This is a genomic window from Oceaniglobus ichthyenteri, from assembly GCF_003057885.1.
In the GTDB taxonomy this organism is placed as follows: domain Bacteria; phylum Pseudomonadota; class Alphaproteobacteria; order Rhodobacterales; family Rhodobacteraceae; genus Oceaniglobus; species Oceaniglobus ichthyenteri.
Genome location: NZ_QAGK01000004.1, coordinates 242,539 through 261,939 on the forward strand (window position 1 = coordinate 242,539; position 19,401 = coordinate 261,939).

Below are 19,401 nucleotides of genomic sequence, written 5' to 3' on the forward strand. Positions count from 1 at the left end.
CACTTCATTTGAGGGGAAGCAGGTCTGAGCGCGAAGCTCGCCGCGCCCCGTCATCTGCAGGTCCGCTTGTTGAGTCGGATGGAAGCACTGCGCTTCAAGCTGCGCAAAAAGGCTGTTTTCGAGACCCCGACACCGGACGTTGTTAAGACCGGTAAGATCAAGGGAGAGAAACTCGACACACAACAGGTTCGAGCTTCGCGGCTGCCACGATTGGGAAGCAACTTTGGCCAAGCACTTCCAGAAAGCAACTTTAAATTATTTGACGGCAGAGTTCTGTCTATCTTTGCCGCCAAAACGCCTTGATGACAGCGGGGAGCAATCAAATCCCGTTGATGGCAATATGTGTATGGATTCGGTTGTCAAAATGGCTTGCTGCGGCTAATCTGCTATCAAATTATTTTACAACAGCCAAAGGCAAAAAATGGTCGCCAGCCCCTTCGATCTGACAGAGGCAGTTCATTACCACAAGGACGCCTTCCCTCCCGAGGCGCTTGACTACGAACGACTGCTAGGCCCTCTCGAAGAGGCTGCCGCCTCCCTTGCGCGATATGACGCAAAAATATCGGGCATGGTAAATGGCGAGCTTTTTCTCGCCCCGCTGCGCCGTCAGGATGCTGTGACCTCGTCCCGGATGGAGGGCACGATCTCAACGATCGAAGAGCTCTACCGGTTGGAAGCAGAGGAGGATGCCGGGAGCGCCGACCTCTATCGCGACGCACGAAACGACGATGTCGAGACTTACCTGTATTCGCGAGCTCTGCGGACTGCGCAGGAAGCCCTCGCTGAAGGCATGCCGCTCGGCGAACACCTAATCCGTTCTGCACATCAACAGTTGCTCTCCGTAGGGCGCGGCGCCACCAAGCGCCCAGGAAGCTACAAGATCGAGCAGAACTACATCGGGGACGAGCGCCGCGGAAAGATCTACTATGTCCCAATCGCCCCGGAACAGCTTGAACCTGCGATGGCGGCCCTTGTGCAGTTCATCAACGCAAGCGCGACACGCCCGCTCATACGCACAGCGCTCGCACATGTTGAATTCGAAGCGCTTCATCCGTTCGAGGATGGTAATGGCCGGATCGGGCGCATGTTGATTACGCTCATGCTCTGGCGACTGGGCGTGCTCAGTCAGCCCAACTTTTTTGTTTCTGGATACTTCGAGACCCATAAGGACGAATACATCGAACGGATGCGGGCCGTCTCCGCAGAGGGAGACTGGACCGGTTGGGTGATCTTCTTTCTACAGGCCATGCATGAACAGGCCACGGTGAACATCCAGACGGCCGATGCCATCTTCAATCTGCACACCCAAATGCGAGAGCGCTTCCGTGAGGAGCTGAACTCGCAGTTTCACGATCAGGCGCTGGACTTCGTGTTTGCGAGCCCCGTATTCCGTAATGACCGGTTCGTCGAGAGATCGGGCATTCCCGCGACATCAGCCCGCTTATTGTCGCGGCGGCTTGTTGAAGCAGGACTGCTAAGGACATTGCAGCCCTCCGCTGGGCGCAGAGCCGCCCTTTATGCCTTCGACCCACTGTTGGATCTTTTGAAGGTTTGATGGCCATGATGCCGATAATTGCTGTCGGCGCTCTCATGCTTCAACCCTTAGGCGGCGTCTTCATTTAGGGGATTCCCAAATTGACTTGGTTCTGATTCAAGATCGAAAACGGAGGCGATCTTGAGCAGACGAACCCTTACCGATGCGCAATGGGCGCGTATTGAACCGCTTGTTCCGGGCAAGAAAGGCGACCGTGGGCGCACCGGATCGGACAACAGGCTTTTCGTGGATGCAATCCTTTGGCTGGCGCGGACGGCCTCGCCCTGGCGTGACCTGCCGCCGCAACTGGGCAACTGGCGAACAGCCCATTGCCGGTTCCGGCGGTGGACGTTGGCCGGGGTTTGGGAGAGCCTTTTCAAAGCCTTGAGCGTGGAGCCGGACTTCGAATACGTCCTTGTGGATGCGACGATCTGCAAGGCTCACGCGGACGCCAGTGGCGCAAAAGGGGGGCTGAAGCTCACGCAATTGGCCGTTCCAAGGGCGGCCTGACAACGAAGATTCATGCTGCTGTGGATGCGCTCGGTCTACCGATCCGCTTTGTCATCACGCCTGGCCAGTGGGGCGATTGCCCGCAAGCCCGCGGCTTGATCGAAGGGATGGTGGGCGTCGGGCACGTCATGGCAGACGCGGCTTATGACGCCGATCATCTGCGCCGGTTCATCGCGGATGATCTTGGTGCGATGGCACAAATCAAGCAAAACCCGACCCGCTCGACCACGCAAGCCATCGACTGGATGCTCTACAAGGAGCGCCATCTGGTCGAGTGTTTCTTCAACAGGATCAAACGCTTCCGCAGGATAGCGCTACGCTGCGAGAAGACCGTCTCATCCTTTCGGGCGTTCGTATCCCTCGCGTGTGCAATGGTTTGGCTAACTTAAATGAAGACGCCGCCTAGCGCAATGTGGATTTCAGAACGGCTCGCCACAAAAGGAGGGGCAAGGCCAGAGAATCGAAACGGCAAGATCGTTTGAGCGAAATCCTACATGCGCTGCCGGTTGATATCCTGCCCATGACACCCAGCGATCTCGGCGGCTATGTGACCGGCACTCTTGCTTGCCCAGAGATGATCCCTCCGTCGGTCAAAAGGCGGCTAAAGAAACGATCGACGCCGTCATGACGGATTGTAATTCCGTGGCAAGAGCGATGTCTTTGTCGCTTCGGATCGAGCAGATTTTCGAGGTAGACCCGATCAGCGCCGAGACACTCGGGGAGCCTTGTTTGAATGACTTCATCCGCGCAATGCGACTGCGATCGGATACCTGTTGCCATCGTCGGGAATCGATATGCCCAAAACCGCGCCCCCGGCCGTTTTGGTGACGTAGTGTTGACGCAAACGCGAAAGCTTAATTCCCCAGTGTTTTACTAGGGAATTAAGCTTTTGATATTATTCGGTATTTTGGTTGCGGGAGTAGGATTTGAACCTACGACCTTCAGGTTATGAGCCTGACGAGCTACCGGGCTGCTCCATCCCGCGCCAAGTAGGGAGTAGGTATTATAGCGGGGGGGGGAGTGCAAGGGGGTGGTGTTGATTATTTTGGGTATTTTTCAACTTTTCATATCCCCGGTGATATTGGGGGCCTATGGGGTGGCTGTCATGTTCTTGGTTCGGCTCATTTCGTGCGGTGGAAACGTCGTGTGAAAACGATGCGACCAGACGGTCGCGAGGGGGATCGGTGCCGATGCGGCGATGGGGCCAGTGTAGTGATCAGGGTAGGGGAGGCTGTTGGACCGTCGCAAGGGTGCTGGGCAGATCGTGCATATCGCGCCGTCCGATTTGGGCGAGCGTCAGCGATGCCTCATCGGCCAAAACCTGGGTCATTTGTGCCAATCCATCGCGCCCTTCGGCGGCCATGGCATATTGCAACAATCGGCCGAAAAACACAAAATCGGCCCCCATGGCATAGGCCTTGACCACGTCTTCGCCGCTGCGCAGTCCACTGTCATAGAACAGGGGAAATTCGGGGCCGAGGGCGCGGCGAATTTCGCGCAGCATCAGGATCGGCGGTGGGGCGCTGTCCAATTGGCGGCTTCCGTGGCTGGACACCTGAATGGCATCGACGCCTTCGGATTTGAGGCGCAGAGCATCTTCGACGCTGAGCACACCTTTGATGACCAGGTTTCCGGGCCAGCGGGCGCGCAGTTTGGCGAGATACGACCAATCGGCGCTGGCGCGGCTTTCAGTGCGGTCAAACGGATTATCGGGGCCGAAATTGGCCATGCCCGGCTTGCCGTGAAACAGCGAGGATAGCGACCAGCGGGGGTGCAGGGCGAAATCGACGAATTGTTTTGGGCCGATGCGGAATGGCATTTTGAACCCGCGGCGCAATTCGCGGGGGCGGCGGCCCACTTCGGGCACGTCCAAGGTAACGACGAGGGTGCGGTATCCTGCAGCCTCGGCCCGGTCAATCAATGCGCCCATGCCGCTGCCATCGCCGGAGAAATACAGTTGAAACCAGGCGTGGCCCTCGGCAACCTCAATGATTTTTTCCAGACTGGTTGAGGCGACGGTGGACACCCCATGGGGGATTTTGTGCTTTGCGGCCAGGCGCGCCAGCATCAGATCGGCCCCCGGTGCCGACAGGTTGCACATGCCCATGGGCGCGATGCCAAAGGGCAGGGCGGCGTCGTGATCGAACACTTGTTTGGCGATGGAGCGTTCGCGCACATTGACCAAGATACGCGGTTGCAGGCGAATATCCCGCAATGCGGCGTGGTTTAATGCCTGACCGTGGCCGGTGGCGGCGGCCCCGTCGATATAATCAAACACCATCCAGGGCAGGCGGCGTTTGGCCAGGCGGCGGGCGTCTTCGGCAGAGTGAATTTGGGTCATGGTTTGCAACATAGGGCTGTGCCCGAACCGAGGGGTGGGCGAAAAGCGCCCGCCCCGTGGGGGCGGTTCGGGCGCTGCCCGGCGTTGCCGCCGGGCGAGACATCAAAGGAGGATGTCCGTTTCAGTTTCATCAGGCTTTCACGGCTTCCATGAACCGGTGGCGGATCACCACGGGATCAAGCGTGATCACTGGCAGTTTGATATTGCCACTGTCGCATTTCACCACAATCACGGTCATCTTTTTACTGTCGATGGCAGCTTGCAGCACCTTCCCGGTGTCCACATCCTGACACACCACGACGTTTTCACAGCCACAAGCCTGCGCCACTTTTTCCAGCTTGGTTTTCTTACCGGCATAGGTCGGTTGATCGCCGGTGGAACCATAGCTGCCGTTGTCGATAATCAGCAGAATGAAATTATCGGCGACGTTGTTGGCGATGGTGGGCAGTGAGCCAAGGTTGGTCAGAACCGAGCCATCGCCATCAATGGAAATGACGGTTTTTTCTTGCGCCAAAGCCAGGCCAAGCCCGATAGACGATGACAGCCCCATAGTGCCCAACATATAAAAATTGGTGGGCTGATCGTCGATCATGTGCAGTTCTTGGCTGGGCAGGCCGATGTTACAGATGACCAGTTGGTCGCGAAGGATCGGCGCGATTTCGCGCAGGATTTCTGAACGGATCATTGGTCGCCATAGCCTCCCCAGAAGTTGGCATCGGTCAGGATTGCCACAGGTTTGTTGCACATAAACGTGTATTTCAGGATGTTATCCAATTCCTCGACATCTTTTTGCCAATGGAAATGATACGTTGGAATGTTCAGTTGCGCCAGCAGTGCCTTTGTATGCACGGCCATTTCCACCTGACAGGCGACCGGTTCGCGCAATTCACCGCGATACGAAATCAGCATCGGCAGGGGCATGCGGTAAAACTGTGTCAGGGTCGCCAGGGTGTTGATGGTGACACCGATGGCAGTGTTTTGCATGATGATCGCGGGGCGTTTGCCGCCCATGAACGCACCGGCGCACAGGCCCATGCCTTCGTCTTCCTTGTTGGCGGGGATGTGAAAAATCTCATTTCGCGCTTCGACCTCTTCAATCACACCGGCAAGCTGTTTGCAGGGCACGGTGGTAACGAATGATATGTCATTGGCGACAAAATCATCCACGATCCGTTTGTCTATGGACACTTTGGTTACTCCTGATGGGCGGGGATAAGAACGGTTTTGGGCGCGGCGGTCAGCCCGGCGCGAATATCGGCAAACGCCTTTTGTCCATTGGACAGGGGGCGGGTTTCGATCCAATCGAGCGATCCGAACCTGCCGTCGAAAATCGCCTGGGCGGTGTCGCGGAAATCCTGGGCGGTATAGGTATAGATGCCGATAAAGGTGATTTCCTGCAATGTCATGCGGCGGATGTTCAGACCCGGCGCGGATGAGCCCAAACCGATATGCGCGATCACCCCGCCGGGACGGGCCAGGGTGCTGGCCTGTTCGCGCGTTGCCTCATACCCCACCGCGTCAATCACCAGATCGGCGGCATCGGGCGCGTTTTCCGGGGCGACAGTGGTGAACCCGGCGATAGTTTGCAATGTCGCGCGGCGGGTTGCGTTGGGTTCGATCACGGTGACATCCGTGGCCCCCTGGGCAATCAGCGACAGTGCCGCCCCCACACCGATTGCGCCGCCGCCAATCACCACACAGACCTGATCTGATAACGGGCCATGCAAGGCGCGCGCGCCCATCTTTACCCCGTGCCAGGCACAGGCCAATGGTTCGGCCAGCGCCGCCTTGGGCAGGGGGATGTCATCCGGAACGGTTACCAGATTGCCCTCGGGCATGACGATATATTCGGCAAACGCGCCTTCGCGCGGGGGCATCGAGATGATCTGACGTTTGGCACACAGGTTGGTGCGCCCCGATCTGCAATCGCGACATTCCCCGCAGGTGACCAAAGGGTTCACCGTGACGCGGCGGCCATCGTCAACCCCGCCCACAACCACGCCTGCGGCCTCATGGCCCAGAATAAGCGGGGCAGGGCGGCGTTCGTCATGGCCAAGATAGGCGTGCATGTCAGACCCGCAAATGCCCACGGCATCAACCCGGATCAGGCGTTCGCCTTTCCCTGCTGTGGGCATCGGGGCGTCGGTATAGTCCATGGCTTCGGGGCCGGTATAAATCAGTGCTTTCATTTTGCGGTATATCCCCCATCAACGAACAAAACCTGGCCGGTGACATAATTACTGGCGGGTGAGCAAAGAAATATCATCGGCCCTTCCATATCGTCCACTTCGCCATTGCGCCCGATACAGGTGGCATTGGCGTGGTGGTTGGCAATGTCGGGGTTGGCAAACACCGGGCCTGTCAATTCGGTGCGCACGAAACCGGGGGCCACGGCATTGCACATGATGCCATCGCGTGACCATGCCTCGGCCATGGCGCGGGTCAACTGTTCGACACCGCCCTTGGTCGCGCCATAGGCGATGCCACCCGCAAAGGCGCGGCGCGATTGCAGTGAGGCGAAATTCACGATCCGGCCCCATTTGCGCGCCTTCATCGCCGGCACAAAGGCCTGGGCCAGAAAGAACGGTGCCGACAGGTTAAGGGCCAATGTGGCATCCCAACCCTCAGCCGTGACATCATCGGCGGCCTGCCGGGTGTTGATCCCGGCGGCATTGATTAGGATATCAGGCGCACCAAACGGATAGGAAACGCGCGCCACCAGATCAGACAGCGCGTCACGATCGGCCACGTCGCCGACCGCCATGGCGGTTTGGCCGGGCGTGTTTTCAACCCACTCGGTCAATTTATCGGCCCGGCGCGCCACGCCCACCACCCGCGCACCGCGTGCGGCCAATGCGGTGGCCGCAGCCCGGCCCAGGCCGCTGCTGGCACCGGTCACACAGGCCACGCGGCCACTCAGATCAAACAGCGGGTCCATCAATTACTCCGCACCGGAAAGATCAAAGTTTTCACCGGGAAAATACTTGGCCAACCGCACATCGGCGGCGCGGGCGTGGCCTTCCATGCCTTCCAGGCGGGAAATCCGCGCGGTTGCTTCGGCCACGGGTTTTGAACCCTCGCGGGTGGCGCGCTGCCAGGTGACGATTTTCATGTATTTATGCACGGAAAGGCCGCCGGTGTATTTTGCCGATTGTGACGTGGGCAAAACATGGTTGGTTCCGGATGCTTTGTCACCATAGGACACGGTGGTTTCTTCGCCCAGAAACAGTGAGCCATAGCATTGCAACCGCTCCAGCCACCAATCCAGATCTTCGGCCTGAACGGTCAGGTGTTCAGGCGCGTAATCATCGGATACGGCGGCCATTTCTTCGCGGTCGGCACACAGGATCACCTCGGCGTAATCGCGCCAGGCGGCAGTGGCGTTTTCGCGGTTCAAGTCGGGCAGATCGGCGATCAGGCCGGGCACGATCTCCATCACCTTTTCGGCCAAGGCACGGTCATCGGTGACCAACCAGACCGGCGAGTTATAACCGTGTTCGGCCTGCGATACCAAATCGGTGGCCACGATATGGGCATCGGCGGTTGCATCGGCCAAGATCAGGCTGTCGGTCGGGCCCGCGATCATGTCGATGCCGACACGGCCAAACAGAATCCGTTTTGCCTCGGCCACGAACTGGTTGCCGGGGCCGACCAGAATATCGGCCTTGGGCAGGCCAAACAGGCCGAATGTCATGGCGGCCACACCCTGTACCCCGCCCATGGCCAGAATGTTATCGGCACCGGCCAGATGGGCGGCATAAACGATGGCGGGGGCAATGCCGACACCGGGGCGGGGCGGTGAACAGGCGGTGATATGTTGCACACCGGCAACCTTGGCGGTTGTGACAGTCATGATCGCGCTGGCCACGTGGGAATAGCGCCCGCCCGGCACATAACAGCCCGCCGCGCGGCAGGGGATCACCCGCTGTCCGGCAATCAGGCCCGGCACGATTTCCAACTGCACATCGGTCATGGTTGTTTTCTGGGTTTCGGCAAAGCGGCGCACATTGTCATGGGCAAAGGCGATATCGTCTTTCAACTTTTGCGGCACCAGGGCCGAAGCGGCGGCGATATCTTCGGCGCTCAGCAACACTGGCCCATCGTATTTGTCGAATTTCGCGGCATAGGCCATGGCCGCCGCATCCCCACCGGTTTCGATCTCGTCAAGGATGCCCTGAACCGTGGCGCGCACATCGCTGGCGTCGGTCTGGGCGGTTTTGGTGGCTTTCTTCAAATACTCTCGGGCCATGGTCGGGATCCTGATTTTGTGACGATTCTGAGGGCGATTGACGTTGTGTAAGCGCTTACATGCAAAAATGCAAGCGCTTACATTGCGGATTGTTCCATGATATGCCGTCACCATGAAACGACAGTCCCCCCCCACATTGCAAGATGTCGCCCGCGCCGCACGGGTTTCGACGGCGACAATTTCGCGCGCGTTGAATGAACCGGCCAAGGTGGCCAAGGCCACGCGCGAAAGGATTGACCGCGCGATTGCGACACTGGGATATACCCCCAATTTCGGCGGCCGGGTTCTGGCGTCAAACCGGACCAATACAATGGGGGCAATCATTCCATCCCTTGCCAATGCCATGTTTGCAAACGGCATTCAGGCCTTTCAAGAGGAGCTGGACGCCCACGGCATCACTCTGTTGATTGCCACCAATGGCTATGATCCGCTGCGCGAATTGGATCAGATTCGCGCCCTGATGGCGCGCGGGGCGGATGGATTGCTGTTGATCGGGGCCGAACGCCCTGTTGAAACCCACCATTTACTGACGCTGCGGCAGATGCCCTATGTTTTGGGCTGGTGCCTGTCGGACGATGCCAGCCAGCTATGCGCCGGGTTTGATAACCACGCCGCGGCACAGATGATGGCACAGCGTGTGTTGGACATGGGGCATCGCCGGATCGCGATGATCGCCGGCATATCTGCGGGCAATGATCGGGCGCGGGCGCGAATCGATGGCGTGCGCGCCGCGATCAATGCCCAGCCCGATGCGCGCCTGACCCGGGTGGTTGAATCGCCTTATCTGTTAGACCCCGGCGCCGAAGCTTTTACCAAGGTCATGGAGGGCGAACCGCCCACCGTCATCATCTGTGGCAACGATGTGTTGGCGGCGGGGGCCATGGTGGCGGCGCGGGCGCGCGGCCTGTCAATTCCCGATGATATTTCGATCACCGGGTTTGACAATATCGGTCTGGCCTCGGTCGTGTTTCCCGGCCTGACCACGGTGCATGTGCCACAGGCGCGGATGGGGCAGGCGGCGGCGCGGTTATTGCTGGCGCGGGTCGCGGGCGCGCCTGATCTGCAATCAGTCGCGCTGCCGACCGAGGTTGTGATGCGCGGCTCGCTGGCGGCTATTGCCAGGTGAACGGCGCCACCGTAACGCGCCGCCCCAGGGTCAGCGCATCGGCAATATGTACCATCGGGGCCAGATCGACATCACTTTGCCCTGCCGCCACAAGCCGCGCCATTTCAGCGTAAAGATTTGGATATTCGCGGTTCGGCCCCACATCCAGCGCCGTGCCGTCAATCACGACCTTGGCGCCGCCATCGGACAGGCGCAGGGTGTGACCGCCCGCCTCAACATCGATGTTCCAGCTTTGCGGCCCGGTTTGGCGCCAATCGAAATCACCCGAAATATTGCCGCTGAACTGTACCTGTGCGGCAATCGGCGTTTGGCGGTTTTCGGGGTATTCCAGCACCGCCTTGGTCACATGAACGGGTGCCGGCAAGATATGGGTGAGGATCGACAAGGCATTGCTGCCCGGATCAAACACCCCCATGCCACCCGGTTCAAACACCCAATCCTGACCTGGGTGCCATTTTTTCACGTCTTCTTTCCATGTGATATGGGCGCGGTCCACGGTTTTATCGGCCAGAAACGCGCGCGCGGTTTCAACGCCGGCGGCCATCCGGCTGTGCCATGTGGTGTATAGTGTGACGCCGTGGTTGGCGGCCAGATCGGCCAGGGCGTGTACCTCGGCCAGGGTCGCGCCGGGGGGCTTTTCCAACATCACATGCCGCCCCGCGCGCAGTGCCTTTTGCGCGTAATCAAAACGCGGCACCGGCGGCAGGCACAGGGATACGACCGGGATATCGCCCCGTTCCGCCAGCATCTGATCAAAATCGGTAAAGGATTGAATGCCATCAACCGTGCCTGACCGGCTGACCGTGGCGGCCAGGGCCCAATCGGGGCTGGCGGTCAGGGAGGGCACGTGTTGATCCTGCGCGATCTTACCAATGCCCACCAGGGCAATATTCGTGGCCATGTGGCGGCTCCTTTTGTCTGATGCGGTGCACATCAACAGAATTTTTCGTGATGTCCAGTCTGGCGGGATGCAAAATGACGGCTTCTGTCGTCGCAAAAACTGCGATACAACTGCCTGAGATGCCGGATGCCAAAAAGCCGGCCAGATCAAAACAGACCACCCGGGAGAGAACCATGTCGTTGAAATCACTTGCTTTCGGGGCTGCCATTGCCGCCCTGTCCACCGCCGCCTATGCCGAACCGGTCAAGGTGGGAATGATCACCACATTGTCGGGCGGCGGTGCGGGGCTTGGCCTTGATGTGCGCGACGGTTTTTTGTTGGCGGTCAAACAATCGGGCAATGCCGATATCGAAATGGTAATCGAAGATGACCAACAGAAACCCGATATCGCCGTGCAACTGGCCGACAAGATGATTCAAAGCGAAAAGGTGGACGTGATGACCGGCATCATCTTTTCCAACCTCGCGATGGCGGTGATTCCTTCGGCGGTGGCACAGGGCAAATTCTATCTGTCACCCAACGCCGGGCCTTCGGCGCTGGCCGGGGCAGGGTGCAACCCGAATTATTTCAACGTTGCCTGGCAGAATGATAACCTGCACGAGGCGGCGGGGGCCTATGCCAATTCTGCCGGGTTTACCAATTCATTCATCCTGGCGCCAAATTACCCCGCCGGACAGGACGCGCTGACCGGATACAAACGTATGTACGAAGGTGAGTTGGCCGGTGAGTTATACACCCAACTGGGCCAAAACGATTATGCCGCCGAAATTGCGCAAATCCGCGCGTCGGGGGCGGATTCGGTGTTTTTCTTCCTGCCCGGCGGCATGGGAATTTCATTTCTGAAACAATATGCCGACAGCGGCGTGGATTTGCCCGTCGTCGGCCCGGCGTTCAGCTTTGATCAGGGGATTTTGCAAGCCGTGGGGGCCGCCGCCCTTGGTGTGAAAAACACCAGCCAGTGGTCCAAGGATCTGGACAACCCCACCAACGCCGCATTTGTTGAGAGTTTCGAATCCGAATATGGTCGCCTGCCATCGCTGTATGCGAGCCAAGGGTTTGACACGGCCAACTTGCTGCTTTCGGCCATGGAAAAGGCCGATGTCACAGATGCCGACGCATTTCGCGCCGCATTGAAAGAGGCGGATTTTGCCAGCACCCGGGGCGATTTCAAGTTCAACAACAACCATCACCCGATCCAAAACATCTATGTGCGCGAAGTGATCCAGGAAGGTGACATTTTCACCAACAAGATCATCGCCACCGCGCTGGAAAACCACGGTGATGCATATGCTGCCGATTGCAAAATGTAAGTGCATTGGCCCCAAGGCACGCGCCCTGGGGCCGGGTAACCACGTATGAGTTTGATATTACTGGCCGAACAGGTGTTGAACGGGCTTCAGTTCGGCGTGATGCTGTTTTTGATGGCGGCGGGCCTGACCCTTGTGTTTGGGGTGATGGGCCTGATCAATCTGGCCCATGGATCGCTCTATATGATCGGCGCGTTCGCGGCGGCGGCGGTTGCGGGCGCGACCGGATCGTTTCTGTTGGCGCTGGTTGCCGCGTTGGCGGCGGCGGCGGCGGCGGGTGCGTTGGTGGAACGGTTTGTGATCCGCCGCCTGTATGACCGCGATCATCTGGATCAGGTGTTGGCGACCTTTGCCCTGATCCTGATTTTTTCCGAAGGCACGCGGTGGGTGTTTGGATCGTTTCCGCTGTATCTGAACATTCCGGCGTGGCTGTCGGGGCCGGTGATGTTGCCCGGTGGCATTCAGTATCCGATGTACCGGCTGGCGCTGATCGGCGTCGGGCTGGCGGTGGCGCTGGGCCTGTATTTGTTGATCAACCACACGCGGCTTGGCGTGCGTATTCGTGCCGGTGCGGCGGATCGTGAAATGATTGCCGCCTTGGGCGTTGATATTTCGCGGCTTTATACGGTGGTGTTTGCCCTGGGCGCGGCCTTGGCCGGGTTGGCGGGCGCGTTGGTCGGGGCGATCCAATCGGTACAGGTGGGCATGGGCGAACCTGTGCTGATCCTGGCCTTTGTCGTGATCGTGATTGGCGGCATCGGTTCAATCAAAGGTGCGTTGGTTGGCGCGCTTTTGGTCGGGGTGACCGATACGATGGGCGGGCTGTTATTGCCGCCGCTGTTTGCGCTGTTCATGGAACCCAGCGCCGCCGCCACCGCCGGATCGGCGCTTGCCTCAATGGGGATATATCTGCTGATGGCGGCGGTTCTGGTGTGGCGGCCCTTGGGTCTGTTCGGGGTGCGCACATGAGCGAGCGGAGTTTCAACGCGCTGGTCCTGTTGGGGCTGATCGCCTTTCCCCTGTGGGCGCTTTGGGCGGATGAGCCTTTTTTGATCACCCTGGCGACCCGCGCGGTGATTCTGGCCATTGCCGGTGTGGGGTTGAACATTGCCTTGGGATTGGGCGGTTTGGTCAGTCTGGGCCATGCGGCGTTTTTCGGGCTTGGCGGTTATGCCATGGGCATTCTGGCCAGCCATGCCCAGATGTATGATCCGATCATGACCGCGCCAATCCTGATTGAGGGCACGAAATCCATGCCGGTGATCTGGTTAGTGGCGATTGTGGTGTCGGGCCTTGCGGCGCTGGCCATCGGTGCGCTGTCACTGCGCACCTCGGGTGTTTATTTCATCATGATCACCTTGGCCTTTGGTCAGATGTTTTATTATTTCGCCATTTCATGGCCTGCCTATGGCGGCGAAGACGGGCTTTCTATTTATGTGCGCAACGGATTTCCAGGGCTGAATACCTTGGTCCCGATCCAATTTTATGGGCTGACATTTGCAATCCTGCTGATCGCGCTGGCGCTGCATTGGCAGATCGCACGCTCGCCATTCGGGCTGGCCTTGAATGCGGCGCGTCAATCCAGTGTGCGGGCGCAAACCGTGGGCATTGCGCCGTTTCGCCTGCGCCTGATTGCATTTACCATTTCCGGGATGATCACCGGGTTGGCCGGCGCGTTGTTTGCCGATCTGAACCGGTTCGTCAGCCCCACGATGTTTTCCTGGCAGTTGAGCGGTGAGATCATCGTGTTTGTCATCATCGGCGGGGTTGCGCGCCTGTTTGGCCCGGTGGTGGGGGCGATTGTGTTCATCATGCTGGAACACGTGCTGGGCGGGCTTTCCGATTATTGGCACATCTATCTGGGGGCACTTTTGCTGGGTATCGTTTTGTTCGCGCGGGGCGGAATTATCGGGCTGATCGCGGGGCGGGGTGGCCATGGATAATGTGTTGCAAACCATCGGTATCAGCAAACGGTTTGGCGCACTTGAGGCCAGCCGCGATATATCGCTAACCTTGCGGTCGGGGGAAATTCACGCGCTGATCGGGCCGAACGGGGCGGGAAAATCCACGCTGATCGCCCAAATTGCCGGGACGTTGAAGCCCGATTCCGGCTCGGTCTTGCTGGACGGGGCAGACATCACCAATCTGTCAGTGGCAGCGCGGGCGCGGGCCGGTTTGGGGCGCACATTCCAAATCTCGGCGCTCGCGATGGAAGACAGCGTGTTGCAAAACGCCGTTCTTGGCGCGCTGGGCGCAAGCGGGCGGTTGCCCCTGTTTGGCGCAGCTTTGGCCAAGGGCGAAATCCGCGACAAGGCCGAGGCGGCGCTGGAGCGTGTGGGCCTGTCAGATCGGGCCGCCATGCGGGTTGGCGATTTGTCACACGGGCAACGGCGGCAATTAGAGGTGGCAGTGGCCCTGACCCTGACGCCGAAAGCGTTTGTGATGGATGAACCCATGGCCGGGCTTGGCACAAGGGGCAGTCTGGGATTGACCGGATTTTTGGACGGGCTGCGCAGTGAAGCGCCAATCCTGTTGGTTGAACATGATATGGATGCGGTGTTTGCCTTGGCCGACCGGATTTCGGTTTTGGTTTACGGTCAGATCATCGCCACCGGCACAGTCTCCGAAATTCGCGCCCACCCCGAAGTGCGCCGCGCCTATCTGGGAGAAGAAGCATGAGCCTGTTGCGCGTGCAAAACCTTTCGGCGCGGTATGGTGTGTCGCAGGCGTTGTTCGATATTTCGCTGGACTTGGCCGAGGGGCAGGTTTTGGCCTTGCTTGGGCGCAACGGCATGGGAAAAACCACGACGATCAAGGCAATTTGCCGGATGATCATGGCCAAGGGCGTGATCGAATTTGCGGGGCAAAATGTGTTGCGCCTGCCGTCTTACAAGGTGGCGCGTTTGGGCGTGGGGCTGGTGCCGGAAGGGCGGCGGTGTTTTGCGCCGCTGACCGTGGCCGAAAACCTGACCGCCGCCGCGCGCCCCGGCCCATGGGATATGGCGGCGGTTGGCGCGCTGTTTCCGCGCCTGGCTGAACGGCAGGGGCAAATCGCCGGGTCGCTTTCGGGGGGCGAACAACAGATGTTGGCGATTGCCCGCGCGCTGATGACCAATCCGCGCCTGTTGATTCTGGATGAGGCAACCGAAGGGTTGGCCCCCCTGGTGCGCGGCGAAATCTGGGATGCCATTCGCATCCTGAAACGCGACAGCGGGCTGTCGATACTGGTGGTTGATAAATCGTTAAGGGAACTGTCGGATATTGCCGATAACGCGGTGATTATCCAGCGTGGCACCAGCGTTTGGCATGGCCCCATGGGCGCAGTGGATAGTGGGGTGCGCGAACAATACCTGGGCGTTTAGGCGGGGCCGGCACAGGAAACCGGCCCCAAGGGATCAGTTTTCGGGCCGGTCGCCTGCGGCCTCGCGCAGGCGCACATCGACTGCCTCGCGCGATGTGCCCACGGCAAATTCATCGTAATAGGCAATCAGCGTGGGTTTGGGCGCGCCGCCTTGGGTATCGTCCCAGCGTTTTGTATAGCTCGAGAAGATGCCGCGCCGCACGTTGGGGCGCGCATCGGTCTGGGCGATGCCGCTGGCCACGACCTGACCGCGATAATCGCATTTCATCTCACCATTCACCCAGACCCGCAAATAGCCATCCGGGCCGGTGCCGAAATTGGTGTTCAGGGTGATATCCTGCCATTCGTTGCGCGCATCGGCCATGGAAAACAGTTTGCAGATATAACCGTCATTCTTCGCCGCGTCCCACCCCAGAGTTTGCGCCATATCGGACAATTGAATGGCCACATCGGTGCGGGTGTCATTGGTGCGGCGGCAGACCTCTATATCACAGGTGCGCCAGTTGCCTTCGTTCTTGCCCAGTTGGATCAGACGAAACGCCGGAGGCGTGGCACCGGCCAGTTTCCACTGCCCGACAACAATGCGCAGACTGTTTGCCGTGGTGAAATCGGGGATGGTCTGGTTGCGAAAGCTCCAGCCATACCAGATGTCCTGATTGATGCGGGCGCGGGGGGATGTATCCTGAATCTCGGCCCGATAGCGTGGATTGGCGCAATCGGACCCGCCACAATCGCCATCGCGCAATTCGAATCGTTCGCTTTTGATGCCGCGGCGCACCGGTTCCGGCGATTCGGCAAAGCGAAAGGCATGGGCGCTGGGGCTGAACAGCAAATCGTAACCGCGCGGCAATCCGCCCACACCAAGAGCCATGCCGCCACAGCCCGCCGCCGCCAGTACCAGCCCGAAAAGAACACTTATTCGCCCGCGTCGCTGTGTCATATCACTCACCCAATCCTGCTCATCGCCCACAATACTGGGCCTTTCGGTGCCGTTTTACGTGACAAGGAACCCATCAACAAGAGCACGGCGGGGATGCCATTTTGGCGAATATAACCCCCAGATTTGATCATCTTCCGGTTGAAAATGCCGTTGTAGCAGATATGCAACCTGTTTTTGGCAAACTTCCGCCCATGGTCAGAAACGCTTTACCCAGTGGTTAGCGCGACTTAGCTCTTGCTGCCAAAGCAGTACATAAAAAACGTAAATTAATAATAAACGTGAAAGAGGCAGAAAATGGCAAGAATCAGTGTCTTTGGCATTGGGTATGTAGGCGTGGTTTCCGCGGCTTGTTTGGCGAAAGATGGCCATCAGGTGATCGCGGTCGATGTTGACCCAGGTAAAATCGCAGCAATCAACAGCGGCAAGTCGCCCATCGTTGAAAACGGTCTTGACCCGCTGATCGCGCAAGTGGTCGCCGAAGGCAAACTGACCGCGACGGATGATGTGCAATATGCCATCGACAATTCCGACGCGTCCTTCATCGCCGTGGGCACCCCCAGCGCACCTGACGGATCGGTCGGTCTGAAATATGTCACCGCCGTATGTGAAAACATCGGCAAGGCACTGGCCAACAAGGACAGCAACCACTCGGTTGTGATCCGTTCGACCATCGTGCCCGGATCGTGTGAGAACACCTGCATTCCGACACTGGAAAAAGCATCGGGCAAAAAAGCCGGTGAAGGTTTCGGCGTTGGCTATTACCCCGAATTCCTGCGCGAAAGCACCGCGATCGAAGATTACTATGATCCCGGCCTGATCGTATTTGGCGCATTGGATGATTATACAACCGAAATCCTGACCGAATTGAATCAGGATCTGGGGTGCAAGATTCACGTTGTCGATCTGCGCACGGCGGAAATGGTGAAATACACCTCCAACACCTGGCGCGCGGTCAAAGTGACCTTTGCCAATGAAATCGGGAATATCGCCAAGGCCAGCGGTCTTGACGGGCAAACCGTTATGGAAATCCTGTGTTCCGATAAAAAAGTGAACATCTCGTCTTACTTCATGCGCCCCGGCTTTGCCTTTGGCGGATCATGTTTGCCGAAAGATGTGCGTGCTTTGCGCCATTTGGCGGCCGAACTGGATACGCCCGCGCATATTCTGAATGCCGTGCTTGAGGCAAATGAAAGCCAGATCAAGCGCGCCGAAACCATGGTATTGGCATCAGGTGCGAAAAAGGTTGGGTTTGTCGGAATTTCCTTCAAACCCGGCACCGATGATATGCGCGAAAGCCCCTTGGCCGAATTGGCCGCGCGGTTGATTGCCCAAGGCGTGCAGGTCGAAATCTTTGACCCCTTTGTATTCGAAGCCTATGCAAACGCCAATTCCACTGCCGGGCGGGGCAATGACGTGATTCCCGATCTGGCCGATCGCATGGTCGAAAGCCTGGATGCGTTGATTGACGAATCCGGCGCCGTTCTGGTCGGCAATTTTTATGGTGAAACGGTTCAGAAACTTGAAGAGGCGGCAAAGACACGCCCGGTTTTCGATCTGACCCGGTTGAATCGCAAAATGGTGTCGGGCGGCAATTACGAAGGCATCTGTTGGTAAGATAGGATTTGTCGTGTTCAATATACTGACACACATCGCCTATTTTGCAGTCGTTGTCCTTTTGGCAAACACTGTGCCCCAAGGTTACCTTGGCTCCCTTGAGGGGGCCGAGGCATCGATCTTCATTATCGGCTTTTTGGGTGCTTGGCGGTACAGCTGGGCAACCCTGAACTTTTCCCGCGCCTTGTGGTTTCGCCGGGTGTCGTATCCGCGGCGCAAGGCGCGGGCGATTCGTGCCTTTCACGATGATGGGCGGCGGTCGCATTCCTATTTTCTGGTCACGTCCTATATGGTCGAACCCGAAACCACGGTTCCGGTGTATCGGTCGGTGTTTGAGGCCGGGGCAAATGCGCGCGATGGGGCGACGATTGTGGCGTCGGTCGTGGATGGGGCCGATGAGCGCCTGATCCGGTCAGTGTATGAAACCATGGCAATGCCGATGGATGATGTGAAGCTGGTCATCGACCGGATTCCCGCCAACGGCAAACGCGATGCCCTGGCGCGCACGCTGCGCCTGATTTCCAGTTTTGCACCGTCAGAGCGTGATATTCTGGTGTTTGTCGACGGCGATACCATGGTGCCGCTGGATATTGCCGAACAATCCGCGCCGTGGTTTGTCGACCCGAAGGTTGGCGCGCTCACCACCGACGAAGGTGTTGTGATTGAAAAGAAAAACCTGTTTCGCGACTGGTTCATCCTGCGCTTTAATCAGCGGCAAACAATGATGTGTTCCATGGGCTTGTCAAAACGGGTGCTGACCCTGACCGGCAGAATGTCGGTGTTTCGCGCATCATTGGCCACGAACCCCGATTTCATGGATCAAGTGCGCGATGATTTCCTGGATCATTGGCGTTTGGGCCGGGTCAAATTTTTGACCGGCGATGATAAATCAACATGGTTCTGGCTGCTGAAAAACGGCTATGAAATGCTGTATCTTCCCGATGTCCGGTCGTGGTCGGCAGAAACCCAGCCGCGCCCGGGGTTCTTTGACAGCTCACAGGTGTTGATGACCCGCTGGTTTGGCAACATGATGCGCACCAACGGTCGCGCGCTGAAACTCAGCCCGAAAATCACCGGCTATTTCACCTGGTGGAGCATTCTTGACCAACGTGTGTCCATGTGGACAACTTTGGTTGGGCCACTGACCGTTCTGTTGGCCGCACTTTTGCATGATCCCGGTGTGATCCCGCTGTATATCGCCTGGGTGATGACCACCCGCTATTTGTTCTGCGTCATCATTTCGCTGTTCCGCGGAACCTGGTTCCCGGTGACACACCCGCCGATCCTGTACTTCTCACAGGTGGTGGGGGCGGCGGTGAAAACCTATGTTTTCTTCCGTCTCGATAAACAAAAGTGGACCCGACAAGGCGAAGGGTCGCGCATTCTGATGACCGCCGAACAGAAAATACGAGCCAAAGAATCCACGGCGCATCACGTCCTTGCTCTCGTGTGGCTGACTTTGGCCATCATGTTTTTAACCAAAGTCTGATGCCAGATTTCGCAATCCCCGGAGATTTG

Annotated in this window: 19 protein-coding genes and 1 tRNA gene; 11 read left to right on the forward strand and 9 right to left on the reverse strand. The window is 58.4% G+C overall.

Going from position 1 to position 19,401, the window contains the following annotated elements:
• Window positions 1-24: 24 nt before the first annotated feature.
• The 3 genes from C8265_RS08485 to C8265_RS08495 all read left to right on the forward strand — a co-directional run bounded on the left by C8265_RS08485 (window position 25) and on the right by C8265_RS08495 (window position 2,433).
• Window positions 25-303: a DUF4172 domain-containing protein gene (locus C8265_RS08485; RefSeq protein ID WP_108483563.1), complete on the forward strand. Its 279-nt coding sequence runs from the start codon at window positions 25-27 to the stop codon at window positions 301-303.
• A 118-nt stretch (window positions 304-421) separates the two neighbouring features.
• Window positions 422-1,555 carry a Fic family protein gene (locus C8265_RS08490; RefSeq protein ID WP_108483564.1) on the forward strand — a complete coding sequence of 378 codons (1,134 nt, stop codon included), beginning with the start codon at window positions 422-424 and terminating at the stop codon, window positions 1,553-1,555.
• Between the two features lie 117 nt (window positions 1,556-1,672).
• A protein-coding gene (locus C8265_RS08495; protein ID WP_420818854.1) for an IS5 family transposase occupies window positions 1,673-2,433 on the forward strand; the annotation gives its coding sequence in 2 pieces (ribosomal slippage) (window positions 1,673-2,000 and window positions 2,000-2,433; 762 coding nt in all).
• A gap of 519 nt (window positions 2,434-2,952) precedes the next feature.
• On the opposite strand, the gene C8265_RS08500 is transcribed toward C8265_RS08495, so the two are convergent.
• The 7 genes from C8265_RS08500 to hisD form a co-directional block, all read right to left on the reverse strand.
• Window positions 2,953-3,029: transfer RNA gene (locus C8265_RS08500), tRNA-Met, on the reverse strand.
• A gap of 231 nt (window positions 3,030-3,260) precedes the next feature.
• On the reverse strand, window positions 3,261-4,385 hold the full coding sequence (locus tag C8265_RS08505) for an alpha-hydroxy acid oxidase (RefSeq protein ID WP_108483566.1): 1,125 nt from the start codon (window positions 4,383-4,385) through the stop codon (window positions 3,261-3,263).
• A 130-nt stretch (window positions 4,386-4,515) separates the two neighbouring features.
• Window positions 4,516-5,070 (reverse strand): sulfopyruvate decarboxylase subunit beta, encoded by a 555-nt coding sequence (comE, locus tag C8265_RS08510; RefSeq protein WP_108483567.1) that lies wholly within the window; start codon window positions 5,068-5,070, stop codon window positions 4,516-4,518.
• Window positions 5,067-5,573 carry a sulfopyruvate decarboxylase subunit alpha gene (gene comD / locus C8265_RS08515; protein ID WP_108483568.1) on the reverse strand — a complete coding sequence of 169 codons (507 nt, stop codon included), beginning with the start codon at window positions 5,571-5,573 and terminating at the stop codon, window positions 5,067-5,069. The genes comE and comD overlap by 4 nt, the downstream gene beginning before the upstream one ends.
• Before the next feature lie 5 nt (window positions 5,574-5,578).
• Complete coding sequence (locus C8265_RS08520; RefSeq protein WP_108483569.1) at window positions 5,579-6,574, reverse strand: zinc-dependent alcohol dehydrogenase; 996 nt, start codon at window positions 6,572-6,574, stop codon at window positions 5,579-5,581.
• Window positions 6,571-7,323 carry an SDR family NAD(P)-dependent oxidoreductase gene (locus tag C8265_RS08525; RefSeq protein ID WP_108483570.1) on the reverse strand — a complete coding sequence of 251 codons (753 nt, stop codon included), beginning with the start codon at window positions 7,321-7,323 and terminating at the stop codon, window positions 6,571-6,573. Before C8265_RS08525 ends, C8265_RS08520 begins: the two co-directional genes overlap by 4 nt.
• Window positions 7,324-7,326: 3 nt before the next feature.
• On the reverse strand, window positions 7,327-8,634 hold the full coding sequence (gene hisD, locus C8265_RS08530; RefSeq protein WP_108483571.1) for a histidinol dehydrogenase: 1,308 nt from the start codon (window positions 8,632-8,634) through the stop codon (window positions 7,327-7,329).
• A gap of 112 nt (window positions 8,635-8,746) precedes the next feature.
• Between hisD and C8265_RS08535 the strand changes: the two genes are divergently transcribed.
• Entirely contained in the window at window positions 8,747-9,760 is a 1,014-nt protein-coding gene (locus C8265_RS08535) for a LacI family DNA-binding transcriptional regulator (RefSeq protein WP_108483572.1), read from the forward strand.
• Here the strand turns inward: C8265_RS08535 and C8265_RS08540 are convergent.
• Window positions 9,747-10,661, reverse strand: coding sequence for a Gfo/Idh/MocA family protein (locus tag C8265_RS08540; protein ID WP_108483573.1), 915 nt, complete (start codon window positions 10,659-10,661; stop codon window positions 9,747-9,749). The genes C8265_RS08535 and C8265_RS08540 overlap by 14 nt on opposite strands.
• Window positions 10,662-10,834: 173 nt before the next feature.
• On the opposite strand from C8265_RS08540, the gene C8265_RS08545 reads away from it, so the two are divergent.
• From C8265_RS08545 to C8265_RS08565, 5 genes are read left to right on the forward strand one after another with little or no spacing between them, the layout of a single operon-like run.
• Window positions 10,835-11,971, forward strand: coding sequence for an ABC transporter substrate-binding protein (locus C8265_RS08545; RefSeq protein ID WP_108483638.1), 1,137 nt, complete (start codon window positions 10,835-10,837; stop codon window positions 11,969-11,971).
• A 45-nt stretch (window positions 11,972-12,016) separates the two neighbouring features.
• Window positions 12,017-12,937 (forward strand): branched-chain amino acid ABC transporter permease, encoded by a 921-nt coding sequence (locus tag C8265_RS08550; protein ID WP_108483574.1) that lies wholly within the window; start codon window positions 12,017-12,019, stop codon window positions 12,935-12,937.
• Window positions 12,934-13,911, forward strand: coding sequence for a branched-chain amino acid ABC transporter permease (locus C8265_RS08555; protein WP_108483575.1), 978 nt, complete (start codon window positions 12,934-12,936; stop codon window positions 13,909-13,911). The genes C8265_RS08550 and C8265_RS08555 overlap by 4 nt, the downstream gene beginning before the upstream one ends.
• Window positions 13,904-14,647, forward strand: coding sequence for an ABC transporter ATP-binding protein (locus C8265_RS08560; protein ID WP_108483576.1), 744 nt, complete (start codon window positions 13,904-13,906; stop codon window positions 14,645-14,647). Before C8265_RS08555 ends, C8265_RS08560 begins: the two co-directional genes overlap by 8 nt.
• Window positions 14,644-15,330: an ABC transporter ATP-binding protein gene (locus C8265_RS08565; protein ID WP_108483577.1), complete on the forward strand. Its 687-nt coding sequence runs from the start codon at window positions 14,644-14,646 to the stop codon at window positions 15,328-15,330. Before C8265_RS08560 ends, C8265_RS08565 begins: the two co-directional genes overlap by 4 nt.
• Window positions 15,331-15,363: 33 nt before the next feature.
• Here C8265_RS08565 and C8265_RS08570 read toward each other — a convergent pair whose 3' ends face one another.
• A complete protein-coding gene (locus C8265_RS08570) occupies window positions 15,364-16,269 on the reverse strand; it encodes a heparin lyase I family protein (protein WP_126623157.1) in 906 nt (301 codons plus the stop codon).
• 294 nt (window positions 16,270-16,563) lie between these two features.
• Here C8265_RS08570 and C8265_RS08575 point away from each other — a divergent pair, with 294 nt between their 5' ends.
• Window positions 16,564-17,883, forward strand: coding sequence for a nucleotide sugar dehydrogenase (locus tag C8265_RS08575; protein ID WP_108483579.1), 1,320 nt, complete (start codon window positions 16,564-16,566; stop codon window positions 17,881-17,883).
• Between the two features lie 13 nt (window positions 17,884-17,896).
• Window positions 17,897-19,372, forward strand: coding sequence for a glycosyltransferase (locus C8265_RS08580; protein ID WP_240611022.1), 1,476 nt, complete (start codon window positions 17,897-17,899; stop codon window positions 19,370-19,372).
• The last annotated feature ends 29 nt before the right edge of the window (window positions 19,373-19,401 follow it).

Excerpts from the sequence above, each read along its gene's own strand:
- C8265_RS08490 (WP_108483564.1), top strand. The coding sequence starts at position 422 with ATGGTCGCCAGCCCCTTCGATCTGACAGAGGCAGTTCATTACCACAAG.
- C8265_RS08505 (WP_108483566.1), bottom strand. The coding sequence starts at position 4,385 with ATGACCCAAATTCACTCTGCCGAAGACGCCCGCCGCCTGGCCAAACGC.
- comE (WP_108483567.1), bottom strand. The coding sequence starts at position 5,070 with ATGATCCGTTCAGAAATCCTGCGCGAAATCGCGCCGATCCTTCGCGAC.
- C8265_RS08520 (WP_108483569.1), bottom strand. The coding sequence starts at position 6,574 with ATGAAAGCACTGATTTATACCGGCCCCGAAGCCATGGACTATACCGAC.
- C8265_RS08525 (WP_108483570.1), bottom strand. The coding sequence starts at position 7,323 with ATGGACCCGCTGTTTGATCTGAGTGGCCGCGTGGCCTGTGTGACCGGT.
- hisD (WP_108483571.1), bottom strand. The coding sequence starts at position 8,634 with ATGGCCCGAGAGTATTTGAAGAAAGCCACCAAAACCGCCCAGACCGAC.
- C8265_RS08535 (WP_108483572.1), top strand. The coding sequence starts at position 8,747 with ATGAAACGACAGTCCCCCCCCACATTGCAAGATGTCGCCCGCGCCGCA.
- C8265_RS08540 (WP_108483573.1), bottom strand. The coding sequence starts at position 10,661 with ATGGCCACGAATATTGCCCTGGTGGGCATTGGTAAGATCGCGCAGGAT.
- C8265_RS08545 (WP_108483638.1), top strand. The coding sequence starts at position 10,835 with ATGTCGTTGAAATCACTTGCTTTCGGGGCTGCCATTGCCGCCCTGTCC.
- C8265_RS08550 (WP_108483574.1), top strand. The coding sequence starts at position 12,017 with ATGAGTTTGATATTACTGGCCGAACAGGTGTTGAACGGGCTTCAGTTC.
- C8265_RS08555 (WP_108483575.1), top strand. The coding sequence starts at position 12,934 with ATGAGCGAGCGGAGTTTCAACGCGCTGGTCCTGTTGGGGCTGATCGCC.
- C8265_RS08560 (WP_108483576.1), top strand. The coding sequence starts at position 13,904 with ATGGATAATGTGTTGCAAACCATCGGTATCAGCAAACGGTTTGGCGCA.
- C8265_RS08565 (WP_108483577.1), top strand. The coding sequence starts at position 14,644 with ATGAGCCTGTTGCGCGTGCAAAACCTTTCGGCGCGGTATGGTGTGTCG.
- C8265_RS08570 (WP_126623157.1), bottom strand. The coding sequence starts at position 16,269 with ATGACACAGCGACGCGGGCGAATAAGTGTTCTTTTCGGGCTGGTACTG.
- C8265_RS08575 (WP_108483579.1), top strand. The coding sequence starts at position 16,564 with ATGGCAAGAATCAGTGTCTTTGGCATTGGGTATGTAGGCGTGGTTTCC.